The sequence below is a fragment of the Amycolatopsis sp. TNS106 genome, assembly GCF_019330265.1.
GTDB classification, from domain to species: domain Bacteria; phylum Actinomycetota; class Actinomycetes; order Mycobacteriales; family Pseudonocardiaceae; genus Amycolatopsis; species Amycolatopsis lurida.
The window spans coordinates 5048008-5068399 of the sequence record NZ_CP024972.1; the positions used below are offsets into that span (position 1 = coordinate 5048008).

The 20392-nt window shown below is 67.5% G+C and carries 20 protein-coding genes; 7 read left to right on the plus strand and 13 right to left on the minus strand.

Annotated elements, in window-relative coordinates:
• Window positions 1-66: 66 nt before the first annotated feature.
• Window positions 67-240 carry a hypothetical protein gene (locus tag CVV72_RS22520; RefSeq protein WP_219145690.1) on the minus strand — a complete coding sequence of 58 codons (174 nt, stop codon included), beginning with the start codon at window positions 238-240 and terminating at the stop codon, window positions 67-69.
• Between the two features lie 367 nt (window positions 241-607).
• On the opposite strand from CVV72_RS22520, the gene CVV72_RS22525 reads away from it, so the two are divergent.
• Together CVV72_RS22525 and CVV72_RS22530 are read left to right on the plus strand one after the other, a co-directional pair.
• Window positions 608-1240: a hypothetical protein gene (locus CVV72_RS22525; RefSeq protein WP_219145691.1), complete on the plus strand. Its 633-nt coding sequence runs from the start codon at window positions 608-610 to the stop codon at window positions 1238-1240.
• Between the two features lie 10 nt (window positions 1241-1250).
• Entirely contained in the window at window positions 1251-1571 is a 321-nt protein-coding gene (locus CVV72_RS22530; RefSeq protein ID WP_255632220.1) for a hypothetical protein, read from the plus strand.
• A gap of 58 nt (window positions 1572-1629) precedes the next feature.
• Here the strand turns inward: CVV72_RS22530 and CVV72_RS22535 are convergent, their stop codons facing one another.
• The gene (locus tag CVV72_RS22535; protein ID WP_219145693.1) at window positions 1630-2088 is read right to left on the minus strand and encodes a hypothetical protein; all 459 of its coding nucleotides are present in this window, start codon (window positions 2086-2088) and stop codon (window positions 1630-1632) included.
• Window positions 2089-2243: 155 nt separating this feature from the next.
• Here CVV72_RS22535 and CVV72_RS22540 point away from each other — a divergent pair, with 155 nt between their 5' ends.
• Entirely contained in the window at window positions 2244-3140 is an 897-nt protein-coding gene (locus CVV72_RS22540; RefSeq protein ID WP_219145694.1) for an ABC transporter ATP-binding protein, read from the plus strand.
• Window positions 3130-3954, plus strand: coding sequence for an ABC transporter permease (locus tag CVV72_RS22545; protein WP_219145695.1), 825 nt, complete (start codon window positions 3130-3132; stop codon window positions 3952-3954). Before CVV72_RS22540 ends, CVV72_RS22545 begins: the two co-directional genes overlap by 11 nt.
• 60 nt (window positions 3955-4014) lie before the next feature.
• Here the strand turns inward: CVV72_RS22545 and CVV72_RS22550 are convergent, their stop codons facing one another.
• The 5 genes from CVV72_RS22550 to CVV72_RS22570 form a co-directional block, all read right to left on the minus strand.
• Window positions 4015-4872, minus strand: coding sequence for an aldo/keto reductase family oxidoreductase (locus CVV72_RS22550; protein WP_219145696.1), 858 nt, complete (start codon window positions 4870-4872; stop codon window positions 4015-4017).
• An 86-nt stretch (window positions 4873-4958) separates the two neighbouring features.
• On the minus strand, window positions 4959-5642 hold the full coding sequence (locus tag CVV72_RS22555; RefSeq protein ID WP_255632221.1) for a TetR/AcrR family transcriptional regulator: 684 nt from the start codon (window positions 5640-5642) through the stop codon (window positions 4959-4961).
• A gap of 20 nt (window positions 5643-5662) precedes the next feature.
• Window positions 5663-6076, minus strand: a complete 414-nt coding sequence (locus CVV72_RS22560; RefSeq protein ID WP_125681394.1) for a PGPGW domain-containing protein — start codon at window positions 6074-6076, stop codon at window positions 5663-5665.
• A gap of 345 nt (window positions 6077-6421) precedes the next feature.
• A complete protein-coding gene (locus CVV72_RS22565) occupies window positions 6422-7006 on the minus strand; it encodes an FMN reductase (RefSeq protein WP_219145698.1) in 585 nt (194 codons plus the stop codon).
• The gene (locus tag CVV72_RS22570) at window positions 7003-8076 is read right to left on the minus strand and encodes an LLM class flavin-dependent oxidoreductase (RefSeq protein WP_219145699.1); all 1074 of its coding nucleotides are present in this window, start codon (window positions 8074-8076) and stop codon (window positions 7003-7005) included. The genes CVV72_RS22565 and CVV72_RS22570 overlap by 4 nt, the downstream gene beginning before the upstream one ends.
• Window positions 8077-8210: 134 nt before the next feature.
• On the opposite strand from CVV72_RS22570, the gene CVV72_RS22575 reads away from it, so the two are divergent.
• Window positions 8211-9635, plus strand: a complete 1425-nt coding sequence (locus CVV72_RS22575) for a glycoside hydrolase family 76 protein (protein ID WP_219145700.1) — start codon at window positions 8211-8213, stop codon at window positions 9633-9635.
• Here CVV72_RS22575 and CVV72_RS22580 read toward each other — a convergent pair.
• Complete coding sequence (locus CVV72_RS22580) at window positions 9619-10512, minus strand: hypothetical protein (RefSeq protein ID WP_255632222.1); 894 nt, start codon at window positions 10510-10512, stop codon at window positions 9619-9621. The genes CVV72_RS22575 and CVV72_RS22580 overlap by 17 nt on opposite strands.
• Window positions 10513-10790: 278 nt before the next feature.
• Between CVV72_RS22580 and CVV72_RS22585 the strand changes: the two genes are divergently transcribed.
• Together CVV72_RS22585 and CVV72_RS22590 are read left to right on the plus strand one after the other, a co-directional pair.
• Window positions 10791-12842 carry a type IIA DNA topoisomerase subunit B gene (locus CVV72_RS22585; RefSeq protein WP_219145702.1) on the plus strand — a complete coding sequence of 684 codons (2052 nt, stop codon included), beginning with the start codon at window positions 10791-10793 and terminating at the stop codon, window positions 12840-12842.
• A 29-nt stretch (window positions 12843-12871) separates the two neighbouring features.
• A complete protein-coding gene (locus CVV72_RS22590; protein ID WP_219145703.1) occupies window positions 12872-15358 on the plus strand; it encodes a DNA topoisomerase (ATP-hydrolyzing) subunit A in 2487 nt (828 codons plus the stop codon).
• A 358-nt stretch (window positions 15359-15716) separates the two neighbouring features.
• Here the strand turns inward: CVV72_RS22590 and CVV72_RS22595 are convergent, their stop codons facing one another.
• From CVV72_RS22595 to CVV72_RS22615, 5 genes are read right to left on the minus strand one after another with little or no spacing between them, the layout of a single operon-like run.
• Window positions 15717-16934: an acyl-CoA dehydrogenase family protein gene (locus CVV72_RS22595; RefSeq protein WP_219145704.1), complete on the minus strand. Its 1218-nt coding sequence runs from the start codon at window positions 16932-16934 to the stop codon at window positions 15717-15719.
• Entirely contained in the window at window positions 16931-17800 is an 870-nt protein-coding gene (locus CVV72_RS22600; RefSeq protein ID WP_219145705.1) for an SDR family oxidoreductase, read from the minus strand. Before CVV72_RS22600 ends, CVV72_RS22595 begins: the two co-directional genes overlap by 4 nt.
• A gap of 11 nt (window positions 17801-17811) precedes the next feature.
• On the minus strand, window positions 17812-18654 hold the full coding sequence (locus tag CVV72_RS22605) for a MaoC/PaaZ C-terminal domain-containing protein (protein WP_219145706.1): 843 nt from the start codon (window positions 18652-18654) through the stop codon (window positions 17812-17814).
• Window positions 18651-19082, minus strand: coding sequence for an SRPBCC family protein (locus CVV72_RS22610; protein ID WP_219145707.1), 432 nt, complete (start codon window positions 19080-19082; stop codon window positions 18651-18653). The genes CVV72_RS22605 and CVV72_RS22610 overlap by 4 nt, the downstream gene beginning before the upstream one ends.
• Before the next feature lie 17 nt (window positions 19083-19099).
• Window positions 19100-20293 (minus strand): lipid-transfer protein, encoded by a 1194-nt coding sequence (locus tag CVV72_RS22615; protein WP_219145708.1) that lies wholly within the window; start codon window positions 20291-20293, stop codon window positions 19100-19102.
• Window positions 20294-20392: the final 99 nt, after the last annotated feature.

A 20392-nucleotide genomic window follows, 5' to 3' on the forward strand; every position in this document is an offset into this window, starting at 1 on the left:
CCGAAGGAAGCCCGCCGCCGGGCAAAGCCCGGCGAGCGGGCGACTTCCTTCAGGCGTCGAAGCTGCTCACGGGGTCGGCGGGGGCGTCTGAGCGCAGCCGCCCGAGCATTCCAGCAGCTTGTCCCGGTAGTGCTCACAGTCCGGGCTGTGCTCGTGGTGCGGCAGGTCAGGCTTGGGCTGAGCCGGGTCGACCGGCTCCTCCTCACCGATGGGGTCCTTGACGTCCGTAGGCGTCGACATTTGACGATCTCCTCCCCTGATGATCTTTCTTTGTCGTACCAGGCAGCCTCGTCACGACGGCCCCCTCTGTTCACAGGCCCTCTTCCTGCGAACGGGGCAATAGTGCCACAACGGAGCAGTGATCGGGAGCGATTACCTACACTGAGTCATCGTCGGCACCCAATAGGGGGACGCCTGGTTAGCGAGCCTCACGATCTCCGCCGAATGGCGGCGCCACTCCACGCGAAGACGGCGAATCGAGATCATTCCGCTGCGCCATCCGGCCTAAGATCCAAAACTTCTTGCGACATAAGGGTTTCCGGTCGAGAACCGGGGGAACTCACCTCATGTCGGGGGTTGACCGGCGAAACATCCGGAGGAGATAGCGATGCCCACGTGGTTGGTCATCATCATCGTCATCGCCGCGATCCTTGTGGTGGGCGTTGCCGCTTGGTTCGTACTCGCGGAACAGCGCAAGCGGCGATTGCGAGACACGTTCGGTCCCGAATACGACCGGGCGGTCGAGGAACACGAAAGCCCGAGGGAAGCGGAACGTGAGCTTTCGTCGCGGGTGAAACGACATTCGGATCTCGACATCCGGCCGCTGCCGGAGACCACAAAGGACCGGTACGCCCAGGAATGGGCACTGATCCAGGAACAGTTCGTCGACCGCCCGTCCGGTGCCGTCGTCGAGGCGGACCGGGTACTGGTCTCGTTGATGGCCGAGCGCGGTTACCCGACCGAAGGGTACGACCAGCAGCTCGCGGATCTGTCCGTCCGGCACGCGAACGCGTTACGGCACTACCGCGCCGGACACGACACCCTGGTGCGTCATCGGGAAGCCGAAATGTCCACAGAGGACATGCGCGAAGCGATGAAGCACTACCGCGAAGTGTTCGAAGATCTGTTGACCGACGCCGGCGAAGGAGCGGAAAGCCATGGAAAGCAGGCCCCTGGAAACCGAGGGAACGGAACGCGTCGCGGGGACGACGGATCGGCTCGGCGAGGAACGGAACGCTGACGGGCAGGCCTTGAGCACCGAGGATCTGGTGACCGCCGATTCCGAGCGCACCGACGAAGACGAAGCTCAGACGTTGTTCGCCGACACCGACGTCGACCGGTTCCGCGAGAGCTGGCAAGGCATCCAGACCGCCTTCGTGGACGATCCCCGGCGGGCGGTCAAGGAGGCCGACGAACTCGTCGCCGTCGTGATCCAGAACCTGGCCACGACGTTCGCGGATCACAAGAAGGAACTGGAATCCGCGTGGAGCCAGGGCGAACCGGCGACCGAAGATCTCCGGATCGCGCTGCGCCGCTACCGGTCGTTCTTCAACCAGTTGCTGAGCGCTTAAGACGAAACCTCGTGAGTGGTAAGGACGGTTCTAACCGTCCTTACCACTCACGAGTCTTTCAGGCGCCGGTGCTCGATCCGGGCCGCACGATCATCAGCACCGTCACCACGACCCAGAGCAGATTGAACATCCCCGTGTACATCGCCATCCGCCCGGCCGCGACCGGTTCCGAGGGCGGCTCCGCCCCCAGCGCGGCGAGGATCGCGTTCTGCCCCGGCAGGACCAGCAACGCCAGCACACCGGCGGCGGCCGCGGTGAGCACGATCGACACGATCACCCACAAATCGCCGAAGACCCGCATGCTGCCCGCCGTCGCCAGCCCGAAGAACGGCACCGCGATGCCGAAGATCGCGTAGACCCGGCAGATCCGGTTGAGCGCACGAAGCACGGACAGCCCGGAACCCGGTTCGGCGAACGCTTTGCGCGCGGCGGCGGGGAACATGCTCGCCGCGACGGTGACCGGTCCGACCGCGATGACGGCGGCGAGCACATGGAGAATCAAGAGGACTTTCGACACGCCACCGACCCTATGAGCGTCACCCCGGCCTTCGGTACCGGTGTTTTCGACAGATGTCGCAGGATTCCGGCCATCGGCTACGTCCGGCGACGTACGCGGAGTGCCGCCCGTGAACGGATGTGGCGACGGCCTCTCCCGGGACACCATTCGGCACCATGAACCTTCCCGTGGACACAGACGAACTCACGAAACGGTACGGCGAGCACCTCGCCGTCGACCGGATGAAGCTGACCGTGCGGCCCGGCGAGATCTACGGCTTCCTCGGCCCGAACGGCGCGGGTAAGACGACCACGTTGCGGATGCTGCTGGGGCTGGTGCGGCCGACCTCCGGCGGCGTCCGGCTGTTCGGCAGGCCGCCCGGCGATCTGGACGGCGTCGGCGCGCTGATCGAATCGCCGGGCTTCTACCCGTATCTGTCCGGTTCGGACAATCTCAAGGTGCTGGCCCGGTACAGCGGAACGGATCCGCTCCGCGTCGGCGAGGTGCTCGCGATGGTCGACCTCGCCGATCGAGGCAAGGACCGGTACTCGACCTACTCACTCGGCATGAAGCAGCGGCTCGGTGTCGCGGCGGCGTTGCTGAAGGATCCGCGGCTGCTGATCCTCGACGAGCCGACCAACGGGCTCGACCCGGCCGGGATGGCCGACATGCGGGTGCTGATCCGGAGGCTCGGCGCGGAGGGGTGCACCGTGCTGCTGTCGAGCCACCTGCTGGGCGAGGTCCAGCAGATCTGCGACCGCGTCGGCGTCGTTTCGCGCGGGCGGCTGGTCGCGGAGAACACGGTGGCCGAGCTGCGCGGCGGCACGGTGCTGCACATCGAAACCGACGAGACCATGCGCGCCGCGGATTTGGTGCGGCACTGGGTCGGCACGGAGAACGTGCGCGCGAGCGGGACCGGTCTCGACCTGACCGTCGACCCGGACCGCGCGTCGTGGCTGAACCGCGAACTCGTCACGGCCGGGATCCCGGTGCGCGAACTGCACGTCCGCGAACGGGATCTGGAACAGGTGTTCTTCGAGCTCACCGGAGAGGCGGCAGGTCATGTGGGGTAGCTGCACCGCCGAGCTGGTGAAACTCGTCCGGCGTCCGGCGAACTGGTTCATGCTGGGGATCGCGGTCGTGCTCGGCCTGACCTTCACCTATCTGCTGCCGCTCGCGGGCGCGGCTGGTTCGTCGAGCGGGGCGCCCGGGACGGATCGCGGGCTGGCCGCGACCCTTCCGGCGAATCTGGTCGGCAACTCGATCGGCGGGCTGCCGGTGTTCCTCGGGGCGATCCTGCTCGTGCTCGGGGTGCTGGCCGTCGGCACCGAATACGGCTGGGGCACCTGGAAGACCGCGCTGACGCAAGGACCTTCACGGCTGACCGTCTACAGTGGAAAGTTGTTCGCGCTGGCCGTCGCGTCCCTGGCCGTCGTGCTGACGAGCTTCGCGACGGGCGCGGTCACGAGCGCGCTCATCGCCTCCTCGGAAGGCGAGCCGATGAACTGGCCGTCGTCCGGCTCGTTGCTGACGGGGATCGGCGCGGGCTGGCTGATCGCGATGACCTGGGCGGCACTCGGCGCGGCTCTCGCCATCGCGATGCGCGGGGTGGCGCTGCCGATCGGACTCGGCCTGGTGTGGCTGCTCGTGGTCCAGAACCTGCTGTTCGGGGTCGCGGCCCCGCTGGTGGACTGGGTCGGCACGCTCCAGCTGGCACTGCCGGGAGCCAACGCCGGTTCGCTGGCCGCGTCGCTGGGCGCTTCGGGCGCGACGCCCGGCGTCGGGGAACTCGTCGGGGTCTCCCAGGCGACGCTGGTCGTGGCCGGCTACCTGGTGGTCTTCGCCGGTCTCGGCGGTTGGCTGCTGCGGCGCCGGGATGTCCTCTGAACCGCGCGTGAAGGCCCCCTTCCCTCGGCTCAGCGAAGGGAAGGGGGCCTTCACGCGGGATCAGGCGAGCGCGTCGAGATCCGCGACGACGTCCGCGGGCAGCTCGAGGTTCGCGGCAGCGACGTTCTCGCGCAGGTGCGGCAGCGACGACGTGCCCGGGATCAGCAGGATGTTCGGCGACCGCTGGAGCAGCCACGCGAGCGCGACCTGCATCGGCGTCGCGTCGACCCGGCGAGCGCAGTCGTCGAGGACACCGGACTGGAGCGGGGTGAACCCGCCGAGCGGGAAGTACGGCACGAACGGGATGTTGATGGCCGCCAGGGCGTCGAGGAGGCCGTCGTTGGCGCGGTTCGCGACGTTGTACTCGTTCTGCACGCAGACGACCGGCGCGATCGCGCGGGCTTCCTTGACCTGTTCCGCCGAGACGTGACTCAGGCCGAGGTGCCGGATGAGACCCTGCTGCTGAAGTTCGGCGAGCACCTCGAACGGCTCTGTGATCGAGACCGGGATCGGGAAGACGCCGTGCTCCCCCGCGAGCCGCAGATTGACGACGTCGAGCACGTCGACGCCGAGGTTGCGCAGGTTGTCGTGGACCGCGGAGGTCAGCTCCTCGCGCGAGAGCGCCGAAGGCCAGCCCTTGTCCGGAGTCCGCTTCGCGCCGACCTTCGTGACGATGTGCAGATCGTCCGGGTACGGGTGGAGAGCCTCGCGGATCAGCTCGTTGGTCGTGTGCGGGCCGTAGAAGTCGCTGGTGTCGATATGGGTGACGCCCAGTTCGACCGCCTCGCGGAGAACGGCGATCGCGGCGTCGCGGTCGCTCGGCGGCCCCCAGATGCCGGGGCCGGACAGCCGCATGGCGCCGTAGCCCATCCGGCTCACGGTGAGATCGCCGAGGGTGAGGGTGCCGCCTGGGCTCATGGTCGCTCCTTGTGCAAGTGGGTTCGGCTCACCTTATGCAGGCTCGCCCGTCCTGGCGCGTGCGGGAAGGGAGCAAGGGACCTTTGCTACCACTCGGGGCTCTGACCTGCGCGAACGACCAGACCCACCAGCTGGTTCGCCAGTCCCTCGGTCAGCCCGTCGACGAACATCGCGGGGCCGGCTGGCGTTCCGCGTTCGGCCATGACCGTCGCGACGGCTTCCCCTGGGTTCGCGTAAGGCCACAGCCCCGCGACGAGGATGAAGACGGCCTTCGCGAAGTGCTCGGCCGCTTCGGCGTCGAGGGGGGCATGGGCGCGGACGAGACCGGCGAGCCGTTCGGTCCGCTCACCCGCCCGGGTCTTGAACGTCCGCGCGGTCTCCACGGAGATGTTGCGTTCGAGCACGGCGGCCATCGTGCTGATCAGCTCGCACAGCAGGCGCTGCCGCGAGATCGACGTCGCGATGACGGCCGCGACACGCTCGTACGCCGGCTTCGCGCCGTCAGGAACGCTTAGTTCGGCTTCGAGTTCGTCGAGCCACGCGACCCAGACCGAGTCGAGGACCTCCAGGAAGACCGCCTCGCGGCTGTCGAAGTACCGCAGCACGTTCGACTTCGCCAAGCCCACCCGATCGCTCAGTTCTCGCAGGCTGATCCGGGAGACGGGCCGTTCGGCAAGGAGTTCGCGCGCCGCACCGAGGATCGCCGCGCGCCGGGCCTCGACCTGTTCCGGCCGCCGCGCGCGCTGGAAGTCGGGGGCCACGCGCCGCACGCTACCAGACCACCCGGCTGTTATTCGGCGTTCGCGGCCCTCCTGGCCTGCACCCGCTTGTAGCTCCAGATCAGCAACGCGAACAGGATGAGCCCGGACAGGATCAGGCTCGATCCGGTGCTCCAGCCCCCGAGCGGCAGCCCCGGCACGAGTCCCCACACGACCCCCGCGGCCAGCAGGCCCAGCCCCGCCAGTACCGAACCCGCGATGCGCAGCGGCGACGAAACGCTGTCCTCGGCCGCCTTCATCGCCCTGTCGCGAATCGGATCGACGTACTTCTCCACCACGGGGAACTCCGAGGCCAGGACGAGCAGACCCGCGAGCACGAGCAGCAGGCCCGGCCCGGGCAGCACGAGGAGCGCGATGCCGACCAGCAGGAGAACGCCGCCCGCGATCAGGATCAAGACCTGCTTCACGGGTTTTCCGATGCCCACCGTCTTCTCCTCGCCGTCGCCTTTCCGTCGATTGTGCCGGTCGTGGCGGGAACGCGCTGGTCCGACACGTTCGGGTCATGACCTTGTCGGTATCGGACGGGCCCGTTCGTCGGGGATGGTGAACAGGCTCAGACAGGAGGACCGATGCGCTACATGTTGCTGATCTGCGGAAGCCCGTACCCCGGCGCGGACGACAGTGACGACCCACTGGACGAAAGGACGCAGCCGTGAACAGATCCTCGGCTACGACCCCCTGAAGTCCGTGAAGGCCTCCTTGAGAGACCCAGAGTCCCTCAAGGAGGCCTTCACGGACCTCGCCACCACGCGGTAGCAAAGGTCCCTTGCTCACTCCCCCGCGCGCAGCAGCTGCTCGAACGGCACGAACCCGCCGGCCGGAGCCGCGGCGGGCACTTCCGCCGACAGCCGCGCGGCGAACTCCCGCCCGGCCCGCGAAGCCCGCGTGTCGAGGTCGCCCGGAGACGCCCAGTCCGACGAAGCCGCGTACACCGCCGTCGCGACAGGCTCGGCGCGAAGGTAGGCGAAGAGCGGGCGCAGCGCGAAGTCGAGCACCAGCGAGTGCCGCTCAGTTCCGCCGGTGGCGCCGATCAGCACCGGCTTCCCGTCGAGCGCCTTCTGGTCCAGCACGTCGAAGAACGACTTGAACAACCCGCTGTACGACGCGGTGAACACGGGCGTCACGGCGATCAGGCCGTCCGCGGAGGTCACCGTGTCGATGGCCGTCCGCAGGGCGGGCGAAGGGAAGCCGGTCAGCATGTTCTTCGTGACGTCGACGGCCAGGTCCCGCAGTTCGATCACCTCGATCCGCACGTCCGGCAGTACCGAACGCGTGGCCGCGGCGAGTTTGTCCGCGAGCAGCCGCGTCGAGGAGGGCCGGCTCAAGCCCGCGGTCACCACTGCGATCGTCGTCATGCCGAAACCTCCAACCGGGAAGCGTGAGTAGGCGCTTCGGGTACGTGCGCTGGGCGAAGCGAGTCAAGTTCCTTGCGCAGCACCGGAATCACGTGCTCGCCCAGCAGGTCGAGCTGTTCCAGCACGGTCTTCAGCGGCAGCCCGGCGTGGTCCATCAGGAACAGCTGACGCTGGTAGTCGCCGAAGTGCTCGCGGAAGGTCAGCGTCTTGTCGATCACCTCTTGCGGGCTGCCGACGGTCAGCGGCGTCTGCTCGGTGAACTCCTCCAGCGACGGCCCGTGCCCGTACACCGGCGCGTTGTCGAAGTACGGCCGGAACTCCCGCACCGCGTCCTGCGACTTCGGCCGCAGGAACACCTGGCCGCCCAGTCCGACGATGGCCTGGTCCGCCTTGCCGTGCCCATAGTGCTCGTAGCGCTCGCGGTACAGATTGATCAGCGCCTGGAAGTGTTCCTTCGGCCAGAAGATGTGGTTCGCGAAGAACCCGTCGCCGTAGTAGGCGGCCTGTTCGGCGATCTCCGGGCTGCGGATCGAACCGTGCCACACGAACGGCGGGACACCGTCGAGCGGCCGCGGGGTCGAGGTGAACTCCTGCAGCGGTGTCCGGAACTTGCCCGACCAGCTGACCACGTCCTCACGCCACAACCGGTGCAGCAGGTGGTAGTTCTCGATGGCCAGCGGGATGCCCTGGCGGATGTCCTGCCCGAACCACGGGTACACCGGGCCGGTGTTGCCGCGCCCCATCATCAGGTCGACGCGCCCGTCGGCGAGGTGCTGCAGCATCGCGAAGTCCTCGGCGATCTTCACCGGGTCGTTCGTGGTGATCAGCGTGGTCGAGGTGGAAAGGATGATCTTCGACGTCTGCGCGGCGATGTAGCCGAGCATCGTCGTGGGCGACGAAGGCACGAAGGGCGGGTTGTGGTGCTCGCCGGTCGCGAAGACGTCGAGGCCGACTTCTTCGGCCTTGAGCGCGATGCGCACCATCGCCTTGATCCGCTCGTACTCGCTGGGCGCCTCCCCGGTGGTCGGGTCGGTCGTCACATCGCCCACCGTGAAGATTCCGAACTGCATGACCTGCTCCCTGGGCCGGGTTACGTTGCTTGAGCGTTCAACCTCACGCGCGCAAGAAGTATTCCAGACCATCGGCGCGAGCCGAAAGGGTGACTTGATCGGCCCGGGAAGTGGCCGCCCCCACACTCGAATCCATGTGGCTCACCTCCCTGCTTGTGACAACGTTGACATTCGCGCTCACGCCGGCCGCCACCACTCCCGAACCCACCGTCGCGGCGACGATCTGCGCCAAGTACTGCGACAGCCGCGACCCCGCCTTGGCCGTCGGCGAAAGAAGACCCGGCACCGCGTCCGTCTGGGGCCGCGGCATCACGCTGCATCTCTCCGACGGCGACAACATGGGCTGGGGCAGCATCGGCGACGGCGACCCCGGCGACGAGGTCTGGCTCGACCGTTCCTTCGACGGCGGCCGCACCTGGACGGGCGACAGCCGGATCGGCGACACGAAGATCCCGTCCGGCCAACGCGGCTGGCGGACCCTGATGTTCAACGTCGACGACCCCGCCACCCACCGTTTCGGCGCCCTGCGCGCCTGCGGGAAGGCGAGCAACCGGCCGGAAATCGCCTGTACTCGGTGGTTCCGCACGACCGTCGCCGCGAACGACCGCACCGAGGCCGCCGCCACCGCGCTCATGCAGTTCTACGACAACGGCACCGGGCTGTGGCAGACCACGGGCTGGTGGAATTCGGCGAACGCGCTCACCGCGATCCTCGACTACAGCGCCAGAACCGGCTCGCAGAACTACCGCTACGCCATCGCCAACACCTTCGACCGCAACCGCGGCGACAACTTCACCAACGAATACATCGACGACACCGGCTGGTGGGCGCTCGCCTGGATCCGCGCCTATGACCTGACCAAGGACCGCCGCTATCTCGACACCGCCGTCATCGCGGCGGACTACATGTACTCCTACCGCGACGGGACCTGCGGCGGCGGGCTCTGGTGGTCGACGGCGAAGACGTACAAGAACGCCGTCACCAACGAGCTGTACGTGAAAGTCGCCGCGTCACTGCACAACCGGCTCCCCGGCGACACGCTCCAGCTCGCGCGGGCACGCGAGGTGTGGGACTGGTTCCGCGCGAGCGGCATGATCAACGGGGCCGGTCTGGTCAACGACGGCTTGAACTCCTCCTGCGCGAACAACGGGCAGGCCGTCTGGAGTTACAACCAGGGCATCGTCCTCGGCGCGCTGGTCGAACTGAACCGCGCGACCGGCGACGCCGCCCTGCTCACGACGGCCCGGCGACTCGCGGATGCCTCCACCACGACGTCGCTGCTTCACTCGAACGGGATCCTGCGAGACCCGTGCGAATCCGGTGACTGCGGCGCCGACGGGCCGTCCTTCAAGGGCGCGTACGCCAGAGGGCTCGGCGAACTGGACCGGGCGCTGACCGGCAGGCCGTATCGGGCCTACCTGACGCGACAGGCGAACTCCACGATCGCGACCAACCGCACGTCGCTCGACCAGCACGGCCTGCGCTGGGCGGGACCGGTCGACAGGATCGACGCCGCCCGTCAGCACAGCGCGCTGGAGGTGCTCACCGCAGCTCTCTGAGCACCGGATCCGGGACGTGCAGCCAGGCGCGGACCTCGGTCTCCTTCTCGTGCACGAGCACCTGCCGGTAGCTCATCGTGTCGAGACCGGGGCCGCCCTGGTCCTGGACGTCCTCGTGGAACCGGTCCGAGACGAGCACCACCACGGGCGACTCGTCCGGCGCTTCGGCGAGCGCGTCCCGCAACACCCGCGAATCGAGCAGCCGGGCGAGCAGCACCTTCGGCCGCCCGGTCACGCCGTACTCGTCGAGCGCGATCTCGCCGGCGTGGATCGCCACCCGCACGCGGATCCGCAGGCCGGGCTCGGTGACGACGTTGTACCTGGCGAGTTCCGCGGTCAGCCGGGAGACGAGCGGGTACACCAGGCGGAACTTCGGGAAATGCGGCGGGACCACGACGATCATGCCGTCCCCGGTATCGCGCTTCAGGCAGGCGTCCCAGGCGATTCCGCTGGTCTCGAAGGCGTTGGCCAGCACACCGAAGAGCATCCGCCGGACCTGGACGAAGATCTCGCTGCTGCGCCCGACCTGACCGAATCCGGCGATGTCGATCGAGAACAACCCGCAGTGCATGCCGGACTCGACCCAAGCCGTCGGCGGCGGGTAGAGGATCTTCCTCCGCAGCAGCGCGAGGTGCACACAGGCCACGGTGATGAACACGATCGTGCCGAAGAACCAGGCGAACGAAAGCACCGCCTCCGACTCGCCCTCCGCCGCCGCCCGCTCCAGCAGGAACGTCATCCCGACCGCGATACCGCCATAGCCCAGCACGAACAGCCACAGGACGGCGCGTCGCAACCGGATCGCGGCGTGCGCCACCGGTAACAGCGCGAGTATGCCGAACGACCCGACGACCACCACGAAATACCAGAGACTCACGACGCGTTGTGCGGTCGAGACGCGTGTGGGACCGGTTCCGACGGCCACCTTCTTCCCCCCGTCACCGTGTGACACCGGGAACGATAACGCCTCATCCAAGCCAGGAGGAAGCCGCTTTCCCCAGCCGTGACCCGGCCATCGGGACGGCGTGATCCGCCACACCCGGGGCTCGGGAGGACGAAGCTGTCGGAGGGGGCGGATATCCTCCAGTACGGTGTCGCGTTGAACACCACCTCCACGAGCTAGTTCGCGAGCCATGACTCCAGGAGAAGTACCCAGTGACTGCTGAGACCCTGTACGGGGCCGACGACCTGACGCATCTCGAGGGTCTGGAAGCGGTCCGCAAGCGCCCCGGGATGTACATCGGTTCCACCGACAGCCGCGGCATCAACCACCTGTTCTCCGAGGTCGTGGACAACTCGACCGACGAGGGTGTGGCGGGTCACGCCACGAAGATCGTGGTCACCCTGCACGCCGACGGCAGTGTCCAGGTCGATGACGACGGTCGCGGCATCCCCACCGGCACGCACGCCAAATCCGGTTTGTCGGGTGTCGAGCTGGTGCTGACGAGGCTGCACGCGGGCGGCAAGTTCGGCGGCTCCGGCTACAAGACCTCCGGCGGCCTGCACGGCGTCGGTGCCTCGGCGGTGAACGCGCTGTCGCACCGCTTCGACGTCACGGTGAAGCAGAACGGCAAGGTCCACCAGATGTCGTTCGCGCACGGCGTCCCCGGCGTGTTCGACGGCCCCGGCCCGAAGGCGAAGTTCACCCGCAAGTCCGGGCTGAACGTCACCGGGAAGATGAAACGCGGCGAGCGCTCGGGCACGTCGATCCGGTACTGGTACGACTCGCGTTACTTCGAAAGCGGGGCCGCGCTCGACGTCGAGGGTGTCCGCGCGAAGATGCGCAACACCGCGTTCCTCGTCCCCGGCGTCACGTACGTACTGCGCACCGCCGTCGACGACTCGATCAGCGAAGAGACCTTTCACTTCCCCAACGGCCTCGCGGACATGGTCGACTTCCTCGCCCCGGACAGCGAGAAACCCGTCTGCGGCACGCTGATCATCAACGGCGAGGGCACGTACAAGGAGAACGCGGCCGACGCCAGCGGTGTCATGCAGTCCAATGTGGTGCGTCACGCGGAGATCGAGGTCGCGCTGCGCTGGGGCACCGGCTACGAGCGCACCGTGGAGTGCTTCACCAACACCATCCGCAACGTGCACGGCGGCACGCACCGCCGCGGTTTCGACCGCGCGGTGCTGAAAGCCTTGCAGGACGCGATTTCCAAAACCCGCGGGCTGCTCAAGCCCAAGGAGGACATGCCGACCGTCGAGGACGTGCTCGAAGGAATGACGGCGGTCGTCCACGTCCGGCTGCCGGAGCCGCAGTTCACCTCGCAGACCAAGGACGAGTTGTCCACCGCCGGGATCACCCGCGTCATCCAGGGCGTCGTCGACAAGCACATCCGCTCCTGGACCGAAGAGCGCAAGACCAAGTCCGAGGCGAAGATCGTGCTGCAGAAGGTGGTCGACGCGGCACGCGTCCGGCTCACCCAGAAGCAGCAGAAGGACGCGGCCCGGCGCAAGACCGCGCTCGAAGGCGCGGCCATGCCGCCGAAGCTGGTCGACTGCCGCACCACCGGTGTCGCCCGCAGCGAGCTGTTCCTCGTCGAGGGTGACAGCGCGCTCGGTTCGGCGCGGATGGCGCGCGTCTCGGAGTACCAGGCGCTGCTTCCCTTGCGCGGCAAGATCCTCAACGTCCAGAAGGCGTCGCTCGGCGACACCCTGAAAAACGCCGAGATCGCCTCGATCGTGCAGGTGCTCGGCGCGGGCAGCGGACGCACGTTCGACCTGTCGACCATGCGCTACGGCCGGGTGATCCTGATGGCCGACGCGGACGTGGACGGTTCGCATATCCGCACGCTGCTGATCACGCTGTTCGCCAAGTACATGCGGCCGGCGATCGAGGACGGCAGGCTCTACGCCGCGATGCCACCGCTGCACAAACTGGTCACCAAGGGCCGCAACCCGGAAACCCATTTCACCTTCACCCAGAAGGAAATGGAGACCAAGTACGCGGAGCTGGAACGGGCGGGCAAGCAGATCGTCACGCCGGTGCCGCGGTTCAAGGGTCTCGGCGAGATGGACGCCGACGAACTGTGGGAGACCACGATGAACCCGGCCACCCGCTCGGTCCGCCGGATCACCCTCGACGACGTCGAAGCCGCGGAGAACGCGCTCGAACTGTTGATGGGCGAGAAGGTCGAGCCACGCCGCAACTGGCTGGTCGAATCCTCCGACCGGGTCGACCGCGAAGCCATCGACGCCTGATTTCGTTGCTATTCAAGGAGCTTTGAGCAATGGCACGCCGTAAGGGCACCACCACCAAGGTCGATCCCGCCGCGTTCGACAAGCCCGGCGCGAACGTCTTCGACAACTCGCTGAAGACGGAGATCGAGGATTCGTACCTGGAGTACGCCTATTCGGTCATCCACTCGCGGGCGCTCCCGGACGCGCGGGACGGGCTGAAGCCGGTGCACCGCCGGATCATGCACTCGATGAACGAGAACGGCTACCGGCCTTCGCACGCGTACGTGAAGTCGGCGCGTGTCACCGGCGACGTGATGGGCAAGTACCACCCGCACGGTGAGACGGCGATCTACGACGCCATGGTCCGGCTCGCGCAGGACTTCTCGCTCAACGTCCCGCTGGTCGACGGGCACGGCAACTTCGGCTCCCCCGACGACGGCCCGGCCGCCTCGCGGTACACCGAGGCACGGCTGTCACCGGAGGCCATGCTGCTGGTCGGCGAACTCGGCGAGGACACCGTCGACTTCCGGCCGAACTACGACGGCTCGCTCGAAGAGCCGTCCGTGCTGCCGGCGGCGTTCCCGAACCTGCTGGTCAACGGCACTTCCGGGATCGCCGTCGGGATGGCGACCAATATGATCCCGCACAACATGAGCGAGGTCATCGGCGCCGCGCGCTGGCTGATCAACCACCCGAACGCCACCCTCGACAAGCTGATGGAGTACGTCCCCGGTCCCGACCTGCCGACCGGCGGTTCGCTGCTTGGCCTCGACGAGGTGCGCCGCGCGTACGAGACCGGCCGAGGCGTCGTGCGGATGCGCGCCAGCGCCGAGACCGGGCCGCTGGAGGGCAGCCGCGGCCGCCAGGCGATCACCGTCACCGAGCTGCCGTACGGCGTCGGCCCGGAGAAGGTGATCGAGAAGATCACCGACGAGGTCAACAAGTCCAAGCGGCTCACCGGGATCGCCGACGTCAAGGATCTCACCGACCGCGAGAACGGCACGCGGCTGGTCATCGAATGCAAGGTCGGGGTGAACCCGCAGGCGCTGCTCGCGGATCTGTACCGGCTCACACCGCTGGAGCAGTCTTTCGGCATCAACAACCTGGTGCTGGTGGACGGGCAGCCGCAGACGCTGGGGCTCAAGGCGCTGCTGGAGGTCTTCCTCAGCCACCGCTACGAGGTCGTCACCCGCCGCACCCGGTACCGGCGCCGCAAGCGCGAAGAGCGCCTGCACCTGGTCGACGGTCTGCTGATCGCCCTGCTCGATATCGACAAGGTGATCAAGCTGATCCGCGACAGCGAGAACGCCGCGGCCGCGAAGGACGGCCTGATGAAGCGGTTCAAGCTCTCGGAGATCCAGGCGACGTACATCCTCGACACCCCGCTGCGGCGGCTCACCAAGTACGACCGGATCGAGCTCGAAGCCGAGCAGGACAAGCTGCGCGGGGAGATCGCCGAGCTGTCGAAGATCCTCGACGACGAGTCGGTGCTGAAGAAGGTCGTCTCGGCAGAGCTGGCCAAGGTCGCCAAGGACCACCCCACCGAACGCCGCACCGCGCTGATCGACGGTGACCTCAAGGAGGTCCTCGCCGCGTCGAAGCCGTCGGGTCCGCTGGAGGTCGCCGACGATCCGTGCCAGGTGATCCTGTCGGCCACCGGGCTGGTCGCGCGGACGGCGGCGGAATCGGAGGAAGCGTCGGAAGTGCGGCGCCGCAACGGCCGCGTCAAACACGACTCGGTGTCCGCGGTGGTCCATTCGACGGCACGCGGTCAGGTGCTTCTGGTGACGAACCGCGGCCGCGCGTTCAAGACCGACGTGCTGCCGCTGCCGGTCCTGCCCGAGCAGGCGGGCACGGTGTCGCTGCGCGGCGGGATGGCCGCGAAGGAACTGGTGCCGTTGGAGAAGGGCGAGCGCGTCATCGGCCTTGCCCCGCTCGGCGAACAGGCGGCAGGCTCCCCGGGTCTCGCGCTCGGGACGAAGCACGGTGTCGTGAAGGTGTGCGCGCCGGAATGGCCGGTCCGCTCGGACGAGTTCGATGTGATCAGCCTGAAGGACGGCGACGAGGTCGTCGGCGCCAGCTGGCTCACCGACGGCGAAGAGACACTGGCGTTCCTGTCGTCCGAAGCGTCACTGCTGCGCTACCCGGCTTCGCTCGTGCGACCCCAAGGCCTCAAGGGCGGCGGCATGGCCGGGATCACCGTGCGCGGTGAAGCGGAAGTGGTCTTCTTCGGCGCGATCCGCACCGACGACGCCGAACACGGCGAGCCGATGGTCGTCACCGCGACCGGCGCGAGCGTGAAGGTGACCCCGTTCAGCGAGTACCCGGCCAAGGGCCGCGCGACCGGTGGTGTCCGGGCGCAGCGTTTCCTCAAGGGCGAGACGCGGCTGGTCGTGGGCTGGATCGGTCCGCGTCCCGCCGGCGCCTCGCGCACCGGTGACCCGGTGGAGCTGCCCGAAGTCGACGTCCGGCGCGACGGCTCCGGCCACGCCCACCCCGGCCCGGAGGTCGTCGGTCACCTGATCGAACGGGACTAGCCCCCGTGCCGCATTTAGTCACCTAATTGCGGCCGCCACCTCGGGCGCCCCTAGCGCAAGCGCAATGAAGGGGCCTTTCATAGCAAATTTTGCTATGAAAGGCCCCTTCATTGCGCGCTGGACACCCCACTCGCGACAAGAGTCCGCCTTCTGATCACGCGAGTTCGCCGCCCAATCACGCGAGTTCGCCCCCCAAACACGCGAGTTCGCCCCCCAATCACGCGAGTTACGCCCGCAATCACGCGAGTCGCGCCTCCGATCACGCGTGATCCGGATCCAGCTACGCGAGAGCTCGAGTCCCAAGCGGTAGCAAAGGTCCCTTGCTCCCCCGCCGCCCCCGCCCCCCGCATTCAGAGGACTAAACGCGCGGCCCCAGCAGCCCCTTCGCGATGTGCGTCACCTGGATCTCGTTGCTGCCCGCGTAGATCATCAGCGACTTCGCGTCCCGCGCGAGCTGCTCCACCCGATACTCCGCCATGTACCCGTTCCCGCCGAACAGCTGCACGGCCTCCATCGCCACCTCGGTGGCCGCCTCCGACGAGTACAGCTTCATCGCCGAAGCCTCGGCCAGCGTCGGCATCTTGCCCGCGCGCAGGGTCTCGATCAGCTGGAACACCATGTTCTGCACGTTGATCCGCGCGACCTCCATCTTCGCCAGCTTGAGCTGGATGAGCTGGAATCGCCCGATCTCCTGACCCCACAGCTTCCGGTTCTTCGCGTAGTCCACGCAAAGCCGATGACACTCGTTGATGATCCCGAGCGCCAGCGCCGCGACGCCGATCCGCTCGACGGCGAACCCGGATTTCACCTCGGCCTTGCTGTCTCCGTCGCGACCCGTCTCGGATTCGCCGAGCAGCCGGTCCTTCCCGAGCCGCACGTCGCTGAAGAACAGCTCGCCGGTCGGCGAGGACATCATGCCCATCTTCTTGAACGGCTTGCCCTGCGTGAGCCCGGGCATGCCCTTGTCCAGCACGAACGTCAGCACCGGGCGATCACGGGCGTCCGAACCGTCGTCGAGCTTCGCGTACACGATGATCGTGTCGGCGTAAGGCCCGTTGGTGATGAACGTCTTCTGTCCGTTGAGGACGTACTCGTCACCGTCGCGCCGCACCGACGTCTTCATCCCGCCGAACGCGTCCGATCCGGAGTCGGGTTCGGTGATCGCCCACGCGCCGACCTTCTCGAACGTCGCCAATCCGGGCAACCAACGTTCCTTCTGCGCCTGCGTGCCCTTGGTCAGGATCGTCTGCGCGGTCAGCCCGATGCTCACGCCGAGCGAGGCGACGATGCCGAGGCTGACCCCGGCCAGTTCGCTCACCGCGATGAGCGCCATCGCCTCCTGACCGCCGAACGCCAAGCCGCCACCCGAGCCGGACCCTCGCTCCTTCGACAGCAGTTTCGACACCGATTCCCGCGCGAGCGCGTCGATGCCGAAGGACGCGAACATCTTCCGGATGATGTCGTACGGCGGCAGTGTCCCGCTTTCCAACGCGTCCAGATGCGGCCGGATCTCCTTGTCGACGAACTCCCGGATGGCGTCCCTGATCAGCAGTTCGGTCTCGGACCACTCGATCACGGCAGCCTCGCGGCGATGTCGTCGATCTCCCAGGCCGCCTCGGTTTCGATCACCTTGACGTCGTGCCAGCCCGCGAGTTCGGAGATCGCGCCGCCCTGCACCGCGAACACCTTGCCGGTGAGCGGGCATTTCTCGGTCGCGAGGTAGGCCACCAGCGGCGAGATGTTCGCCGGGGAGAACGCGTCGAACTCCCCTTCCTCGACCTCCTGCGCGAAGATCGCGCCCATGCCCGGCGTCGCCAGGGTGAGCCGCGTGCGCGCGATCGGCGCGATCGCGTTGACCCGCACGCCGTAGCGTTCCAGTTCCTCGGCTGCGACCTGTGTCAGCGCGGCGATGCCCGCCTTCGCCGCGCCGTAGTTCGCCTGTCCCGCGTTCGGCACCGTGGTCCCGGACGCCGACGCGGTGTTGATCACCGAACCCGCCACCCGCTCGCCGGCCTTGCTCGCGCTCTTCCAATACGCGGCCGCGTGCCGCAGCACCGCCGCGTGCCCCTTCAAATGCACCGCGATCACGGAATCCCATTGGGACTCCTCAAGTCCGGCGATGAACGCGTCCCGCAGGATGCCCGCGTTGTTCACGACGACGTCCAGCCTGCCGAACTCGCCCACCGCCTGCGCGACCAGTTCCTCCGCGCCCGCCCAGTCGGCGACGTTGGCCGTGTTCGCCACGGCCTTCCCGCCCGCCGCGCGGATCTCGTCGACGACTTCCTGTGCGGGCCCGGTGTCGCTGCCGCTGCCGTCGTTCGCGCCGCCGAGGTCGTTGACCACGACGCTCGCGCCCTCGCGCGCGAACAGCAGCGCGTGCTCGCGGCCGATCCCACGTCCGGCGCCGGTGATGACGGCGACCCGCCCGTCGAGTGTTCCCATGGCTTTTGCTCCTACTCCGCGAATTCCGCGAGGCCGTCTTTGATCACGACCGTGTCGCCGACGGTGGTTTCGAAGGCGTAGCTTCCGCCGCCCGCGCTCCAGATGGACGTCATCAGGTCCTGCCCGGGCAGCACCGGTTTGGCGAACCGCACGGCGAACCGTTTCAGTTTGTCCACATCGGACCCGGTGACCTCGGTCAGCAGTGCCCAGGAGGTGAACGCCATGGTGCACAAGCCGTGCGCGATGATCCCTGGCAGTCCCGAAGCCTTCGCGACCTCTTCGTCGAGATGGATGGGCATGGGGTCGCCCGCGGCCGGCGCGTACCGATAGGTCTGGTCGTCATCGACGTGCTGGCTGACCCTCGCCACGGGTGCCTGCGAACGCAGGGCTTCGTCGAACTTGTGCTCCGGCCCGAGTTCGCCGCGTGTCTCGCCGGTGTCGAACCCGCGCACGAACAAGGTCACGTACTGCTCGTTGACCAGGTCGCCGTCCTCGGTCCGGCATTCGAGGTGGATGGTGCCGCGCGTGCCGTTCTCCAGCCCTTCGTATCCGGTCATCCGCGCTCGTGACACGAGCTTGTCACCGGGTCGGATCGGCCGGTGGAACCGGAATTCTTGCTCTCCGTGCACGATCCGGCCGAACAACCCGACCGGAACGACCTCGAGCGCGGGTTCCATCAGCGACTCGAACACCGGCACGATCGCGAACACGGGGCTCGCGACGTCCCCGGCGAGATGCGCCGGAATCGGGTCGTTGGTGGCCTTCGCGTACTCGATCAGCCGCTCGCGGGTGACCTCGAACCGCGACTCGTCGGTCCACTTGCCGAGCCCGCCGGGGTCGAACCGCTCGGTCACGAGACCAGCGCCTTGAAGTTTTCGAGGGAGGCGTCGAGGTTCTTCTTGCCGTCCTTCTCGACGGCCTTGCCGAGCGCGCCGACGATCATCTGGCCGGCGAACTCCGCGTCGATGCTGGCGAGCGAACCTTCGCCGGACGCCTCCACCGACAGTTCGAACTTGACCTTCACCCCGGCCATCCCGGTCCCCGAGATCGCCAGCTTCGACGGCGCCTCGAACTCGTCGACGGTCCAGGTGATCGTGTTCGGCATCCCGAGCATCGTGACGACCTCGGAGGCCTGCGCACCCTTGGAGAATTCCGCCGGGACCTCGCCCTTCCACTTGGTGTGGATGGTCAGCCACTTCTCGAAGTTGTTGGGGTTGGAGAACTCCGCCCACACCTTGCCGGGGGCGGCGGGGAGTTCGACGGAGGCACTGATCTTGCCCATGGTTCTTCCTTTCCGGATCAGCGCTCGGCGCGCTGGTAGGCGGTGACGACGGCGGCGCCGCCGAGTCCGATGTTGTGCTGCAATGCGGCCTGGACGCCGTCGACCTGGCGTTTGTCCGCGGTCCCGCGCAGCTGCCAGGTGAGTTCGGCGCATTGCGCGAGGCCGGTGGCACCGAGCGGGTGTCCCTTGGAGATCAGCCCGCCGGACGGGTTGACGACCCACTTGCCGCCGTAGGTGGTGTCCCCGGAGTCGACGAGCTTCCCGGCTTCCCCTTCGGGGCAGAGTCCCAGCGCTTCGTAGAGCAGGAGTTCGTTGGCGGAGAAGCAGTCGTGCAGTTCGATGACCTGGAAGTCCTCCGCGCCGAGCCCGGCCTGGTCGTACACCTGCCGCACGGCCTGGACGTTCATGTCGTAGCCGATGATGTTCTTCGCGGTGCCGTCGAAGGTGCTGGCGAAGTCGGTGGTCATCGCCTGTCCGACGATCTCCACGGCCTGCCCCGCCAGCCCATGGGAGTCCACAAAGGACTCGCTGGCGAGGATCGCCGCGCCCGATCCGTCCGACGTCGGTGAGCACTGGAGTTTCGTCAGCGGGTCGTAGATCATCCGCGAGTCCAGGATGTCCTGCAGCGAATAGCTTTCCTGGAACTGCGCGTACGGGTTGTTCACCGAGTGGCGGTGGTTCTTTTCGCCGATCTTGGCGAAGTGCTCGGCGGTGGTGCCGTAGGTCTTCATGTGCTCGCGGCCCGCCGCGCCGAACATCCACGGCGCCGGCGGGAACAGCACCTCGGAGATCTCCGCGAGCGCCTGGATGTGCCTGCCCATCGGCTGCTCGCGGTCGTCGTAGGTCGAGCCGAGTGATCCAGGCTGCATCTTCTCGAAACCCAGCGCGAGCGCGCAGTCGGCGCGGCCGCCCCGGATCGCCTCCGCGGCGAGGTACAGCGCGGTCGAGCCGGTCGAGCAGTTGTTGTTGACGTTGACGACCGGGATCCCGGTCATGCCCAGCTCGTAGACCGCCCGCTGACCCGAGGTCGACTCGCCGTAGACGTAGCCGACGTAGGCCTGCCGCACCTCGTCGAAGGAGATCCCGGCGTCTTCGAGCGCCTTGGTCCCCGACTCCTTGGCCATCTGCGGGTAATCCCAGTCCTCGCGCCGACCGGGCTTCTCGAACTTCGTCATGCCCACGCCGACGACGTACACCTTGTTGGCCACCACGACGCTCCTTGTCGTTGCTGTTGGAACTGAAGATACAGACAGGACTGTATTTATCAACCCCTTACATACAGGTCTGCACGGATGTTACTTAGCGCACGT

Excerpts from the sequence above, each read along its gene's own strand:
- CVV72_RS22600 (WP_219145705.1), bottom strand. The coding sequence starts at position 17,800 with ATGGGAACACTCGACGGGCGGGTCGCCGTCATCACCGGCGCCGGACGT.
- CVV72_RS22525 (WP_219145691.1), top strand. The coding sequence starts at position 608 with ATGCCCACGTGGTTGGTCATCATCATCGTCATCGCCGCGATCCTTGTG.
- CVV72_RS22570 (WP_219145699.1), bottom strand. The coding sequence starts at position 8,076 with ATGCAGTTCGGAATCTTCACGGTGGGCGATGTGACGACCGACCCGACC.
- CVV72_RS22590 (WP_219145703.1), top strand. The coding sequence starts at position 12,872 with ATGGCACGCCGTAAGGGCACCACCACCAAGGTCGATCCCGCCGCGTTC.
- CVV72_RS22540 (WP_219145694.1), top strand. The coding sequence starts at position 2,244 with ATGAACCTTCCCGTGGACACAGACGAACTCACGAAACGGTACGGCGAG.
- CVV72_RS22575 (WP_219145700.1), top strand. The coding sequence starts at position 8,211 with ATGTGGCTCACCTCCCTGCTTGTGACAACGTTGACATTCGCGCTCACG.
- CVV72_RS22545 (WP_219145695.1), top strand. The coding sequence starts at position 3,130 with ATGTGGGGTAGCTGCACCGCCGAGCTGGTGAAACTCGTCCGGCGTCCG.
- CVV72_RS22610 (WP_219145707.1), bottom strand. The coding sequence starts at position 19,082 with ATGGGCAAGATCAGTGCCTCCGTCGAACTCCCCGCCGCCCCCGGCAAG.
- CVV72_RS22550 (WP_219145696.1), bottom strand. The coding sequence starts at position 4,872 with ATGAGCCCAGGCGGCACCCTCACCCTCGGCGATCTCACCGTGAGCCGG.
- CVV72_RS22520 (WP_219145690.1), bottom strand. The coding sequence starts at position 240 with ATGTCGACGCCTACGGACGTCAAGGACCCCATCGGTGAGGAGGAGCCG.
- CVV72_RS22565 (WP_219145698.1), bottom strand. The coding sequence starts at position 7,006 with ATGACGACGATCGCAGTGGTGACCGCGGGCTTGAGCCGGCCCTCCTCG.